At 60.1% G+C, this 12,731-nt stretch carries 13 protein-coding genes and 1 riboswitch; of the genes, 11 read left to right on the top strand and 2 right to left on the bottom strand.

Translation table 11 applies throughout. The annotated features are described in order from the left end of the window. Window positions 1-38: 38 nt before the first annotated feature. The 5 genes from FQ185_RS17865 (at window position 39) to FQ185_RS17845 (ending at window position 4,295) form a co-directional block, all read left to right on the top strand. Window positions 39-1,112, top strand: coding sequence for an AI-2E family transporter (locus tag FQ185_RS17865; RefSeq protein ID WP_149418562.1), 1,074 nt, complete (start codon window positions 39-41; stop codon window positions 1,110-1,112). 232 nt (window positions 1,113-1,344) lie between these two features. After that, complete coding sequence (gene hda / locus FQ185_RS17860; protein ID WP_008148645.1) at window positions 1,345-2,049, top strand: DnaA regulatory inactivator Hda; 705 nt, start codon at window positions 1,345-1,347, stop codon at window positions 2,047-2,049. Window positions 2,050-2,263: 214 nt separating this feature from the next. Beyond that, complete coding sequence (locus FQ185_RS17855; protein WP_149418561.1) at window positions 2,264-2,914, top strand: C40 family peptidase; 651 nt, start codon at window positions 2,264-2,266, stop codon at window positions 2,912-2,914. 164 nt (window positions 2,915-3,078) lie between these two features. Continuing rightward, window positions 3,079-3,615, top strand: coding sequence for a C40 family peptidase (locus tag FQ185_RS17850; RefSeq protein WP_149418560.1), 537 nt, complete (start codon window positions 3,079-3,081; stop codon window positions 3,613-3,615). A gap of 8 nt (window positions 3,616-3,623) precedes the next feature. Continuing rightward, complete coding sequence (locus FQ185_RS17845) at window positions 3,624-4,295, top strand: O-methyltransferase (RefSeq protein ID WP_149418559.1); 672 nt, start codon at window positions 3,624-3,626, stop codon at window positions 4,293-4,295. 3 nt (window positions 4,296-4,298) lie between these two features. Here the strand turns inward: FQ185_RS17845 and FQ185_RS17840 are convergent, their stop codons facing one another. Next, on the bottom strand, window positions 4,299-5,612 hold the full coding sequence (locus tag FQ185_RS17840; protein WP_149418558.1) for a sorbosone dehydrogenase family protein: 1,314 nt from the start codon (window positions 5,610-5,612) through the stop codon (window positions 4,299-4,301). Window positions 5,613-5,679: 67 nt separating this feature from the next. Then, window positions 5,680-6,264 (bottom strand): hypothetical protein, encoded by a 585-nt coding sequence (locus FQ185_RS17835; protein WP_149418557.1) that lies wholly within the window; start codon window positions 6,262-6,264, stop codon window positions 5,680-5,682. 154 nt (window positions 6,265-6,418) lie between these two features. After that, window positions 6,419-6,653, top strand: a riboswitch (cobalamin riboswitch). Window positions 6,654-6,731: 78 nt separating this feature from the next. Here FQ185_RS17835 and cobO point away from each other — a divergent pair. The 6 genes from cobO to FQ185_RS17805 are packed head-to-tail and all read left to right on the top strand — an operon-like array spanning window position 6,732 to window position 12,707. Further along, the gene (gene cobO / locus FQ185_RS17830; RefSeq protein WP_140670593.1) at window positions 6,732-7,343 is read left to right on the top strand and encodes a cob(I)yrinic acid a,c-diamide adenosyltransferase; all 612 of its coding nucleotides are present in this window, start codon (window positions 6,732-6,734) and stop codon (window positions 7,341-7,343) included. Further along, the gene (locus tag FQ185_RS17825) at window positions 7,340-8,722 is read left to right on the top strand and encodes a cobyrinate a,c-diamide synthase (RefSeq protein ID WP_149418556.1); all 1,383 of its coding nucleotides are present in this window, start codon (window positions 7,340-7,342) and stop codon (window positions 8,720-8,722) included. The genes cobO and FQ185_RS17825 overlap by 4 nt, the downstream gene beginning before the upstream one ends. Further along, on the top strand, window positions 8,719-9,369 hold the full coding sequence (bluB, locus tag FQ185_RS17820; protein WP_149418555.1) for a 5,6-dimethylbenzimidazole synthase: 651 nt from the start codon (window positions 8,719-8,721) through the stop codon (window positions 9,367-9,369). Before FQ185_RS17825 ends, bluB begins: the two co-directional genes overlap by 4 nt. After that, complete coding sequence (gene cbiB, locus FQ185_RS17815; RefSeq protein WP_149418554.1) at window positions 9,366-10,274, top strand: adenosylcobinamide-phosphate synthase CbiB; 909 nt, start codon at window positions 9,366-9,368, stop codon at window positions 10,272-10,274. Before bluB ends, cbiB begins: the two co-directional genes overlap by 4 nt. Further along, a complete protein-coding gene (gene cobD / locus FQ185_RS17810) occupies window positions 10,267-11,259 on the top strand; it encodes a threonine-phosphate decarboxylase CobD (RefSeq protein ID WP_149418553.1) in 993 nt (330 codons plus the stop codon). The genes cbiB and cobD overlap by 8 nt, the downstream gene beginning before the upstream one ends. Continuing rightward, window positions 11,256-12,707 carry a cobyric acid synthase gene (locus FQ185_RS17805; protein WP_149418552.1) on the top strand — a complete coding sequence of 484 codons (1,452 nt, stop codon included), beginning with the start codon at window positions 11,256-11,258 and terminating at the stop codon, window positions 12,705-12,707. Before cobD ends, FQ185_RS17805 begins: the two co-directional genes overlap by 4 nt. Window positions 12,708-12,731: the final 24 nt, after the last annotated feature.

Below are 12,731 nucleotides of genomic sequence, written 5' to 3'. Positions count from 1 at the left end.
GGTTTTCTTTCTTTATATAGAAGCATATGGAGCGGTACATGGCCGATACGCGGCGTTGGTTCTGGTTGGGTGGGGTGGTTCTGCTCTGCGTGTTTGTCTGGTTGTTACATCCGATTCTGACGCCGTTTCTGGTGGCGCTGCTGTTGGCCTATCTGTTCGACCCGCTGGTGGATCGGCTGGAGAAGGCCGGGTTGTCACGGACGTGGGGTGTGGTGGCGGTGTTTACACTGATTACCTTGATCTTCACGACGCTGCTGCTGGTGCTGGTACCGATGCTCGCCAAGCAGCTGTTTCGCTTGTACGAGCTGGCGCCGCAAATGCTCGACTGGTTGCAGAACACCGCACTGCCGTGGGCGCAATCGAAGTTCGGGTTGTCGGATGGCTTCTGGAAATTCGACAAACTCAAGGCGGCGATCAGCGAGCACATGGGCCAGACCACCGACATTGTCGGCGTGGTGCTGAGCCAGGCAACGGCTTCGGGCCTTGCATTGATTGGCTTGTTGGCCAATCTGGTGCTGATCCCGGTGGTGGCCTTCTATCTGTTGCGGGACTGGGACCTAATGATGGCCAAGATCCGCAGCATGTTGCCGCGTGATCGCGAAGAACGTGCTGTCGCCCTGGCCGGTGAATGCCACGAAGTGCTTGGGGCGTTCGTGCGCGGGCAGTTACTGGTGATGGTGGCGTTGGGCGTGATCTACGCTGCTGGCCTGATGCTGTTAGGCCTGGAGTTGGGGTTGTTGATCGGTTTGATTGCAGGCTTGGCGGCGATCGTGCCGTACATGGGGTTTGTCATCGGGATTGGCGCGGCGTTGATTGCCGGACTGTTCCAGTTCGGTGGCGATCTGTATCCGATGATCGGCATTGTCGCGGTGTTTATGGTGGGACAGGCTCTGGAAGGTATGGTGCTGACGCCGTTGCTGGTGGGGGACCGGATTGGTCTGCATCCTGTGGCGGTGATCTTTGCGATTCTGGCCGGTGGCGAACTGTTCGGTTTTACCGGCGTATTACTGGCATTGCCAGTGGCTGCCGTGATCATGGTGCTGGTGCGCCATGTACATGATTTGTATAAGGATTCTGATATGTACAGTGGCATCGACGAGCTTGAACTATAAGGTCCGTTGATGGCGCGTAGCGGGCGACCTGATTTCATGCCAGGTTGGCCCGCATTCCTCGCGCTGATGTCACATGCTCCGTCAAAGAAACTGTCATGAAACCAGTGCGTTAACGCAAACCGTTGATTTTGCTTGTGGTCTGTCGCATTGTGCGACCCGCTTCACGGGTATAAACTTCGCACACTTTACACAGAGGCCACTAACGGTTCCTTTTTGGAGCTGTTCAGTCAGCATGAAACCGATTCAGCTGCCCCTAGGTGTGCGTCTGCGTGATGACGCTACCTTTATCAATTACTACCCAGGCGCCAATGCCGCTGCACTCGGCTATGTCGAGCGGCTATGCGAAGCCGACGCCGGCTGGACCGAAAGCCTTATTTATCTCTGGGGCAAGGACGGGGTAGGGCGTACGCATTTGTTGCAGGCAGCCTGCCTGCGCTTCGAACAACTGGGGGAGCCCGCGGTATATTTGCCGTTGGCTGAACTGCTTGATCGCGGCATCGCCATTCTCGATAACCTCGAACAGTACGAACTGGTCTGCCTGGATGATTTGCAGGCGGTCGCCGGGCGGGCGGATTGGGAAGAGGCGCTGTTCCATCTGTTCAATCGTCTGCGAGACAGCGGTCGGCGCCTGCTGATTGCCGCATCGACCTCCCCACGTGAACTGCCGGTGAAGCTGGCGGACCTCAAATCCCGTCTGACCCTGGCGCTGATCTTTCAGATGCGTCCGCTCTCCGACGAAGACAAATTGCGTGCCTTGCAACTACGCGCATCTCGTCGTGGCCTGCACCTGACTGATGAAGTGGGGCATTTTATTTTGACCCGCGGTACTCGCAGCATGAGTGCACTTTTCGAGCTGCTGGAACGTCTTGATCAGGCCTCACTTCAAGCGCAACGCAAGTTGACGATTCCATTCCTGAAAGAAACGCTGGGCTGGTAAAACCGGTGCCTGGCGCGGGGTTTGGCATATTTCAGGCGCCAGAAAATCCGCTTTCCTGCAGGGTTGCAGGCTGCGCGAGTGTTTAAAATGGGCTTAAGCGCTTAGATGTAAACGAGAAACCGATAAGTCACATAAAGATCGATTGAATTTGCAAATGAGGTTGATAGCGGGCATAGTCTCGCCTTCTTTAAGACTATCAGCCACGGTCGTGCCCATGCTAAATCGCTTTGCACCCCTCGTGCCCCTCGCACTCGTCACCCTGTTGTTCGGTTGCGCTGCTCACTCCCCAGTGTCCCAGCAAGAGCCCCAACAGCAGGTTAAAAACTCTGCTACTGCCCAATCTTCCGTTCTTTATCAGCAAGCGTTGGACCAGGAAGAAGCGGCCACCGAAAAAGAACTGGCAGACTTCGCTGGCGGCAAGTCCTACCAGCTCCCAGTACTAGCCGATAGCATTCTCGAACGTGGCATGTCCCTGATCGGTACCCGTTACCGTTTCGGCGGCACCTCCGAGGCTGGTTTTGATTGCAGCGGCTTCATCGGATATCTGTTTCGCGAAGAGGCCGGTATGAACCTGCCGCGCTCCACTCGCGAAATGATCAACGTGGACGCTCCGCTGGTTTCCCGCAGCAAGCTGGAACCAGGCGACTTGCTGTTTTTCGCCACCAATGGCCGTCGCGGTCGCGTCAGTCACGCTGGTATCTACCTGGGTGACAACCAGTTCATCCATTCCAGCAGCCGCCGCAGTGGTGGTGTCCGAATCGATAGCCTGGGTGACAGCTACTGGAGCAAGACCTTCATCGAAGCCAAGCGCGCACTCGCGATGGCACCGAATGCGGCCACGCCTATCGTCACGGCGCGCAAATAAGCGGACAGTTTGTAAGGTGAACTTAAAGTCTTACTTGAAGTTTGCCGCATAGCCGCTAGAATCCAGATCTATTATTGATGGCAAACCGCCTGCGCTCTGCGTAGGCGGTTTTCTTTTCTGCGTCCCTTGCAGAAAAAGCCGCAGCCAGATCAGGATGTTCTGCCATGTCGACGTCGGCCCGCCTCGCAATCATGTTCTTCGCAGCGCTGCTCAGCGCCTGCGCCAGTCGCACACCGCCTCCCGTGCCGGTGGTTCGCGCTCCGATTATATTCAGCTCCTCCCAAGCATTCTCCCCTGAAGCAGAAGACGTGCTATTTCGCGCGCTCGGCCTGGTGGGCACGCCGTATCGCTGGGGCGGCAACACGCCAGATTCTGGATTCGATTGCAGTGGTCTGATCGGTTATGTTTATCGTGATGTCGCCGGCATCTCCCTGCCGCGCACCACGCGCGAGATGATCAGCATGCAGGCGGCCAGTGTGGGCAAGGAAGGTCTGCAAACCGGTGACCTGATCTTCTTCGCCACCAATGGCGGTTCCCAGGTCAGTCACGCCGGGATCTATGTTGGTGAAGGACGCTTCGTCCACGCGCCGGCGACCGGCGGTACGGTGAAGCTCGACAGCTTGTCCAAAGCCTATTGGCAGAAAGCCTATCTCAGCGCCAAGCGCGTTCTGCAGCCTGAGCATCTGGCACGCAATCCCTAGAGGTTGTCATGACCGCTCGCACACTCAATCTCGACGATTCCCTGTATCAATACCTGCTCGACGTTTCCCTGCGCGAAACGCCGTTGCTCAAGCGTTTGCGCGACGAAACCCAGGCGCTGCCCATGGCACGTTGGCAGGTAGCACCGGAGCAGGGGCAGTTTCTTGCGCTACTGGTGAAACTCATCGGCGCCAAGCGCCTGCTGGAAGTCGGCACCTTCACCGGTTGCAGCGCCTTATGCATGGCGGCGGCATTGCCGGAGGACGGTTCGTTGATTTGCTGTGATATCCCGGGCGACTACAACGTCACCGCCCGCCGTTACTGGCAGGAGGCGGGGCTATCCAAACGGATTGATCTGCGTCTGGCGCCCGCGCTGGAAACCCTCGCTCAGCTGGATCAGCATGAGCCGTTCGATCTGGTTTTCATCGATGCCGACAAGGCCAACTACCCTGCCTATCTGGAGCACGCATTACGTCTGCTGCGCGTCGGCGGTCTGGCGGTGTTCGATAACACGCTGTGGAGTGGGCGGGTGCTTGAGGAGAATCCCGAGAGCGAAGACACCCGAGCCATCCAGGCGCTCAATCGCGCCTTGAAAGATGACTCGCGTGTGGATCCGTCGCTGTTGCCGTTGGGGGATGGGCTCACACTCTGTCGCAAGCGCTATACGCGGTCTTGTCGGTAGCAGTTATTTGGTTGCAGACACTCGCCACACCGTGTTCCCCACGTCATCCGCCACCAACAAATCACCCTGCTGATCAATCACCACGCCCACCGGACGGCCCATGGCTTTTTCATCGTCATTGAGAAAGCCGGTGAGCACATCAACCGGCTGCCCGGTCGGTTTGCCTGCGCTGAACGGTACGAAAATCACTTTGTAGCCACTGTGCGGCTTGCGGTTCCACGAACCGTGCTGGCCGATGAATGCGCCTTCCTTGAACTGCGCTGGAAGTGTGTTGCCTTCAGCAAACGTCAGGCCCAGCGACGCGGTATGCGGGCCCACCGCATAATCCGGAGCAATGGCCTTGGCCACCAGGTCCGGGTCTTGCGGCTCGACGCGAATGTCGACGTGCTGGCCGTAATAGCTGTAAGGCCAGCCGTAGAACCCGCCGTCTTTGACTGACGTGATGTAGTCCGGCACCAGGTCGCTACCGATTTCGTCTCGCTCATTGACGGCTGTCCACAGTGCACCGCTCTGAGGCTCCCAGGCCAGGCCGTTCGGATTGCGAATCCCTGAAGCGAAGATCCGATGGTTGCCGGTGGCGCGATCCACTTCCCAGATCGCCGCGCGGCCTACTTCCTGGTCCATGCCGTTTTCAGCGACGTTGCTATTGGAGCCCACCGTGACGTACAGCTTGCTGCCGTCCTTGCTGGCGATGACGTTTTTGGTCCAGTGGTGATTCAGCGTACCGCCTGGCAAATCAATCACCTTCATCGGCTGCGACTTGATCGCCGTATCACCGTTTTCGTAGTGGAATCGCAACAAGCGGTCGGTGTCGGCGACGTACAAGTCATTACCGACCAGCGTCATGCCGAATGGCGAGTTGAGGTTTTCCAGGAACACCGTGCGGGTTTCGGCGATGCCGTCGTGGTCCTTGTCCCGCAGCAATGTAATGCGGTTCGGACTGGGTACGCCGGCACCGGCACGGCCCATGACTTTGCCCATGACCCAGCCACGAATGCCTTTGCCGTCATCGGGTTTTGGCGGCGCGTTGGTTTCGGCAACCAGCACATCGCCGTTAGGCAGCACGTAGAGCCAGCGCGGGTGGTCGAGACCTTCAGCAAACGCTGCCACTTGAGTCCCCGTCGCGGCGGTGGGTTTCGCGCCAGCGGGCCAACCGATCGCCGGGGCGATGTTCACCGTCGGGATCAGGGTCTTGTTGGGTTCTGGCAGCTTGGGGGAGGGACCGGTGCCGTCGGAGACTTGCAGGCGGGAGGTTTCACCACAGGCGGCAAGCCCTCCGGCGAGCACGATGACGAGAACGAGCTGGGGCTTGCGCATGCTGATCTTCCCTATGAATGCATTGACCTAATCATAGAGAAGTTTAGACACGAGATGGTTCAACCGGTCAGCCGCGGGCTTCCCTGAGCAGCACGGCGATGCCGGGGTGATAGTTGCCGGCTTCGTTGCGTAACTTGCGGTAGGCGTAAGGGAAGTACCAGGCCACGGCGCAGGAATGTTCCTTTTGCAGATCGTCGACCATGTCCTGCAGTTCTTCCGGGGTGGCGCTTTGCTGGGCCTTTTGCGGTGCGACGAACAGGCAACCGAGTTTCAGATCGCTGGCGTAACTGATTTTTTTTGCGTCGCTGGTGATGTCGACCAGGGCCTGAGTCAGTTTCAGGCCATTGACCCGGGGCCAGCGCTGCGTGACTTGAAGGTAGGCGCGCTCTTCGGCAGTTGCGATAAACAGATCGGCGCGGGCGTTGCGTTCACCTTCTTCGTTCTGCTTGCGCGTCGGCGTATGTTGCAGCGTGACCATTTCCGCCATCCAGGCAGCGGCGGAGAGCAGGCCCAGATTGGCTTTTTCGTCGAACCAGTAAGGTGTGTCATTATCGCCGCGCACAGCGTTGTAACGATCGATACAGTCAAACCAGCGTTCCAGCACCGGTCGCAGGAATTCCAGCTTCGGATTGCTGATGATCATGCCTTGCATGTGGCTCACCCTTGTTATTGTGTTGTGAGATTGTGGCTCTTTGATATCACCGCTGAGAGTGTGACACAAGATTGGCGTCAGTAAATTGATCGACGGCAGTTATTCGCTCGCAGCCCGCCCGTCTTCAATTGACGCTCCATCCCCAACCCTCTAACCTTCGCGGCTTGTTTCAGGTGCTCTGTGACCTAGGTCGACAGAGTGAAACAGGGAAGCCGGTGAGTGACCCCTTCAATTGATGAAGGCCCACAATCCCGGCGCTGCCCCCGCAACGGTAAATGAGTGAAGACTGCGCCTTGAGCCACTGTGTCGAATGTCGACATGGGAAGGCGCGCAGTCAGGCATCACGCCGCTCATGAGCCCGGAGACCGGCCTGATCCATCCAGCGGCATCACGGTGGGCGATGCCAGGCTTTTGCCGTCTATTCTTGTGCCTGCCCGCCGTTATCCAGCCTCAACGGAGAGCTCCCCATGACTGATACCCCCGATCGTGACGAACGCCATCTGGCACGCATGCAGCGCAAAAAAGCCGTGATCGACGAACGCATCGCCAACTCCCCGAATGAATGCGGCCTGCTACTGGTGCTGACCGGCAACGGCAAAGGCAAGAGCAGCTCGGCCTTCGGCATGCTCGCCCGGTCTATGGGCCACGGCATGCAGTGTGGTGTGGTGCAATTCATCAAGGGTCGCAACAGCACCGGCGAAGAGTTATTCTTCCGCCGCTTCCCCGAGCAGGTGCGTTTTCATGTGATGGGCGAGGGCTTCACCTGGGAAACCCAGGACCGTCAGCGTGACATCGCCGCCGCCGAAGCCGCCTGGGCCGTGTCCCGGGAACTGCTGAATGATCCGTCCATCGGTCTGGTTGTACTGGATGAATTGAACATCGCCCTCAAGCACGGTTACCTCGACCTCGATCAGGTGCTCAGCGATTTGCAGGCGCGTCCGCCGATGCAGCACGTGGTGGTCACCGGTCGCGGCGCCAAGCCGGAAATGATCGAACTGGCTGACACCGTTACCGAAATGGGCGTCATCAAGCACGCCTTTCAGGCCGGGATCAAAGCGCAAAAAGGCGTCGAGCTGTGAATCAACCACGTCATTGCCCGGCGGTATTGATTGCCGCGCCGGCCTCCGGTCAGGGCAAGACCACCGTGACCGCCGCGCTCGCCCGTTTGCATCGCAATCAAGGGCGCAAGGTTCGGGTGTTCAAATGCGGCCCGGACTTTCTCGACCCGATGATTCTCGAGCGCGCCAGCGGTGCGCCGGTCTATCAACTGGACATGTGGATGGTCGGCGAGCAGGAAAGTCGACGACTGTTGTGGGAAGCCGCTGGCGAAGCCGATTTGATCCTCATCGAAGGTGTCATGGGGCTGTTCGACGGTACGCCGTCCAGTGCTGATCTGGCGCGGCACTTCGGTGTGCCGGTGCTCGGAGTGATCGACGGCACCGCCATGGCCCAGACCTTTGGTGCACTGGCGTTGGGGCTGGCGAAATATCAGCCGGACTTGCCGTTTGCCGGGGTGTTGGCCAACCGGGTTGGCACCTTGCGCCATGCGCAATTGCTCGAAGGCAGCCTCACTGAAGGTTTGCGCTGGTACGGCGCCTTGTCCCGGGAAACCGGGATCGAATTGCCGAGTCGTCATTTGGGTCTGGTCCAGGCCAGTGAGTTGAATGATCTCGATCTGCGTCTCGATGCGGCGGCCGATGCACTGGCCAGCAGCTGCGAGGTCGCATTGCCGCCGGCGGTGGAGTTCGCAGCTCCTGATGTGATCGCTGCCGAACCTTTATTGGCCGGTGTGCGCATCGCTGTGGCCCGTGACGAAGCGTTTGCCTTCACTTATGGCGCGAGCCTGGATTTGCTGCGAGCGATGGGCGCGCAGTTGCTGTTTTTCTCACCGATCCGTGACGCCGGGTTGCCGGAAGCGGACAGCCTTTATTTGCCGGGTGGTTATCCAGAGCTGCACCATGTCGCCCTGTCTCGGAACACCTCGATGCTGACCGCGATCCGCGCTCACCACGCGGCGGGTAAACCGTTGCTGGCCGAGTGTGGTGGCATGCTGTATCTGCTCGATTCGTTGACCGATGTTGAGGGCACCCGCGCTGAATTGGTCGGCTTGCTGGCGGGGGATGCGGTGATGCAAAAGCGTCTGGCGGCGTTGGCACTGCAAGCGGTCGAGCTGCCGGAAGGTTCGTTGCGCGGGCACACCTATCATCACTCGCTGACCAGCACCGGGCTTGAGCCGATTGCTCGTGGCCTGAGCCCGAACGGCGGGCGCGGGGCGGAGGCGGTTTATCGTCAGGGGCGGATGACCGCCTCTTATGTGCACTTTTATTTCCCGTCCAACCCATTGGCGATTGCCGCGCTGTTTGCGCCTGACCTTGAGGCCGCCTTCGCGAGCAGGCCCGCTCCCACAATGAATTACACACACCCTGTGGGAGCGGGCTTGCCCGCGAAGAGGCCATGACTGACCACGCATTCAGCCAAGCCGAACGCGAAGCGGTTTATCGCGCTATCGGCGAACGCCGCGACATGCGCCACTTCAGCGGCGGCACAGTTGAGCCTGAATTACTCCGGCGCCTGCTCGAAGCCGCACACCAGGCACCAAGTGTCGGCCTGATGCAGCCCTGGCGGTTCATCCGCATCAGCGACCGGGCTCTGCGCGGCAAAATCCAGCAGCTGGTGGAAGAAGAACGCATCCGCACCGCCGAAGCCCTCGGCGAGCGTACCGACGAATTCATGAAGCTCAAGGTCGAAGGCATCAACGATTGCGCCGAGGTGCTGGTCGCCGCCCTGATGGATGATCGCGAGCGGCACATCTTCGGTCGTCGCACCTTGCCGGAAATGGACATGGCCTCGTTGTCCTGTGCGATTCAAAACCTGTGGCTGGCGTCCCGCGCCGAAGGACTCGGCATGGGCTGGGTGTCGCTGTTCGAGCCGCAAGCACTGGCAGACTTGCTGGGTTTGCCCGCAGGCGCCAAGCCGTTGGCCGTCCTTTGCCTGGGCCCGGTCAAGACATTCTATCCGGCGCCGATGCTGGTACTCGAAGGCTGGGCGCAGGCGCGTCCGCTGAGCGAATTGCTGTATGAAAATTATTGGGGAGTGAGTCAATGAGTGTGGCGTTGTTGAGTGTCGCCGCAGTTGCGCTGGATGCGCTGCTGGGTGAACCCAAACGCTGGCATCCGCTGGTGGCGTTCGGCCGTTTTGCCGAGCGCATCGAGGAACGTTTCAATGGCGGTGGCCGAGGCTGGCGCAGCCATGGCGTCACCGCCTGGGTGATCGCAGTGTTGCCGCTGACGTTGTTCGCCACCGCATTTTCCTGGGCGCCTTATATCGGCTGGATCGTCGAGATTCTTGCGCTCTATTGCGCGCTCGGTATGCGCAGCCTTGGCGAACATGTCGAGCCTGTGGCCAAAGCCCTGCGCAGTGATGATCTTGAAGAAGCACGCACGCGCGTGGGTTATCTGGTCAGTCGCCAGACCAGCGAACTGGATAAAACCGAAGTCGCCCGTGCCGCCACCGAATCGGTGCTGGAGAACGGCAGCGACGCGGTATTTGCCGCGCTGTTCTGGTTTGCCGTGGCCGGCGCCCCCGGCGTGGTGCTCTACCGGTTGAGCAACACCCTCGACGCCATGTGGGGCTATCGCAACGAACGCTTCGAACGTTTCGGCTGGGCGGCGGCGAAGATCGACGACGTCCTCAACTACATTCCTGCACGCCTGGTGGCGTTGACCTACGCGCTGCTGGGTAAAACCCGACTGGCACTGAAATGCTGGCGCACTCAAGGCCCGACCTGGGACAGCCCGAATGCCGGCCCGGTGATGGCCGCCGGTGCTGGTGCGCTTGGCGTCGAGTTGGGCGGGGCGGCGATCTATCACGGTGAACTTCATCAGCGTCCGCAACTGGGCGAGGGCGTGCCAGCGGATGCCGACTCCATCGATCGCGGCTGGCAATTGGTCCAGCGCGGGGTATGGTTATGGCTGCTGATTCTCTGCGTGGGGGCTGAATTCTATGCTTGAGCACGGTGGTCGGTTACGTAAGGCGGCACTTGAATACGGCATTGCCGAAGCTGATTGGCTTGACCTGTCCAGCGGCCTCGCGCCTTGGCCATTTGCGGTCGCGGAAATCCCGCTACGGGCCTGGGCGCGGTTGCCGGAAACCGATGACGGTCTGGAGCAGGCAGCCTGCGATTACTACGGTGCCGTCCAGGTGCTGCCGGTGGCGGGGTCGCAAATGGCGATCCAGTTGCTGCCGCGTTTGCGCCGTGCCGGCAAGGTCGGCGTGCTGTCGCCGTGTTACGCCGAACATGCCGAAGCGTGGCGCCGCAGTGGCTACATCGTGCGTGAAATGCTGGAGCAGGAAGTCGACTTCTTTCTCGACAGTCTCGACGTGTTGGTGGTGGTCAACCCGAACAATCCAACAGGACTAAGCCTGGAACCGAGTCGGCTGCTCGACTGGCACTCGCGACTGGCCCAGCGCGGTGGCTGGCTGGTGGTGGACGAGGCCTTCATGGACAACACCCCGCAGCTGAGCCTGGCACCGTTTGCCCATCAGGTCGGTTTGATCGTGCTGCGCTCCTTCGGCAAGTTTTTCGGCCTGGCCGGAGTCCGCTTGGGGTTCGTACTGGCCGAGCGTAAATTGCTTAAGTTGCTGGCCGAGCAAGTAGGCCCGTGGGCGGTCAGCGGACCGACCCGGGTGTTGGGCCAGGCCTGTCTGCTGGACACCGAAGGGCATGCCCGGCAACGGGTGCGTACCGAAGAGGCCAGCGAACGTCTGGCGCTGCTGCTTGAGCAGCACGGTTTCAAACCCCAGGGTGGTTGCGCGCTGTTTCAATGGCTGACCACTGACCGTGCTGAAGAGCTGCATGAATTCATGGCTCGGCGCGGCATTCTGCTGCGGTTGTTCGCCCATACCAACAGTTTGCGTTTTGGCTTGCCTGGCGATGAAGCCGACTGGGTACGTCTCGCCGCCGCATTCGAAGCCTTCGCCAGGGAAACCCAATGACGACGTTGATGGTGCAAGGCACCACTTCCGATGCCGGTAAAAGCACGCTGGTGACGGCGCTGTGTCGTTGGGTTGTCCGTCAGGGCGTCAGCGTCGTGCCGTTCAAACCGCAGAACATGGCGCTCAACAGCGCGGTGACGGCGGACGGTGGTGAGATTGGTCGCGCGCAAGCGGTGCAGGCCCAGGCCGCGAATCTTCAGCCGCACACCGACATGAACCCGGTGCTGCTCAAACCCAACAGCGACACCGGTGCTCAGGTGATCATCCATGGTCGTGCGGTCACGACGATGAACGCGGTTGCCTATCACGACTACAAAGCCATTGCGATGCAAGCAGTGTTGGCCTCCCATGCCCGGCTGAGCGCGGCGTATCCGGTGGTGATGGTCGAAGGCGCTGGTTCGCCGGCCGAGATCAATCTGCGCGCCGGCGACATCGCCAACATGGGCTTTGCCGAGGCGGTGGACTGCCCGGTGGTGTTGATCGCCGACATCAATCGTGGCGGCGTTTTCGCGCATTTGGTCGGCACCCTGGAGCTGCTGTCGCCGACCGAGCAGGCGCGGGTCAAAGGCTTCATCATCAACCGTTTTCGCGGTGACATCGCCCTGCTACAACCCGGTCTCGACTGGCTGGAGGAGCGCACCGGTAAACCGGTGATCGGCGTGCTGCCTTACGTGATGGACCTGCATCTTGAAGCCGAGGACGGCATCGATCAGCGCCAGGCTGACAAGGCCGATCAGGTGTTGAAAGTGCTGGTGCCGGTGCTGCCACGCATCAGCAATCACACCGATTTCGATCCGCTGCGCTTGCACCCGCAAGTGGACCTGCAATTCATCGGCCCCGGCCAGGCGATTGCGCCCGCCGACCTGATTATTCTCCCCGGCTCGAAAAGCGTGCGCAGTGATCTTGCGTATCTGCGCGCCAATGGTTGGGACACCGCCATCGCCCGGCACCTGCGCTACGGCGGAAAAGTGCTGGGGATTTGCGGCGGTCTGCAAATGCTCGGTGAACAGGTCCACGACCCGCTGGGCCTCGAAGGCGCGCCGGGTTCCAGTGCCGGTTTAGGCTTGCTGGCGTTCCAGACGCAGCTCGAAGAAGAGAAGCAATTGCGCAATGTGCGCGGTCGTCTGGCTTTGGAGAATGCGCAAGTCAGCGGCTATGAAATTCATGCCGGCGTGACCACCGGGCCGGCGCTGGAAAACGCTGCCGTGCAGCTGGATGACGGTCGTTGCGATGGCGCGCAAAGTGTCGATGGGCAGATTTTCGGCACCTATCTGCATGGCCTGTTTGAATCGCCCGCGGCGTGCAGCGCGCTGTTGCGCTGGGCCGGTTTACAGAATGTGCAGGAAGTGGATTACCACGCGTTGCGTGAGCGCGATATCGAGCGGTTGGCGGATCTGGTGGAGCAGCATCTGGATACCGGGTTGTTGCGTGAGCTCTGCGGATTTTAGGGTGAATGGGCTGGCCTCTTCGCG

The organism is Pseudomonas sp. ANT_H12B, assembly GCF_008369325.1.
Taxonomy (GTDB): Bacteria; Pseudomonadota; Gammaproteobacteria; order Pseudomonadales; family Pseudomonadaceae; genus Aquipseudomonas.
This window is presented reverse-complemented; position numbering and strand designations above follow the sequence as displayed.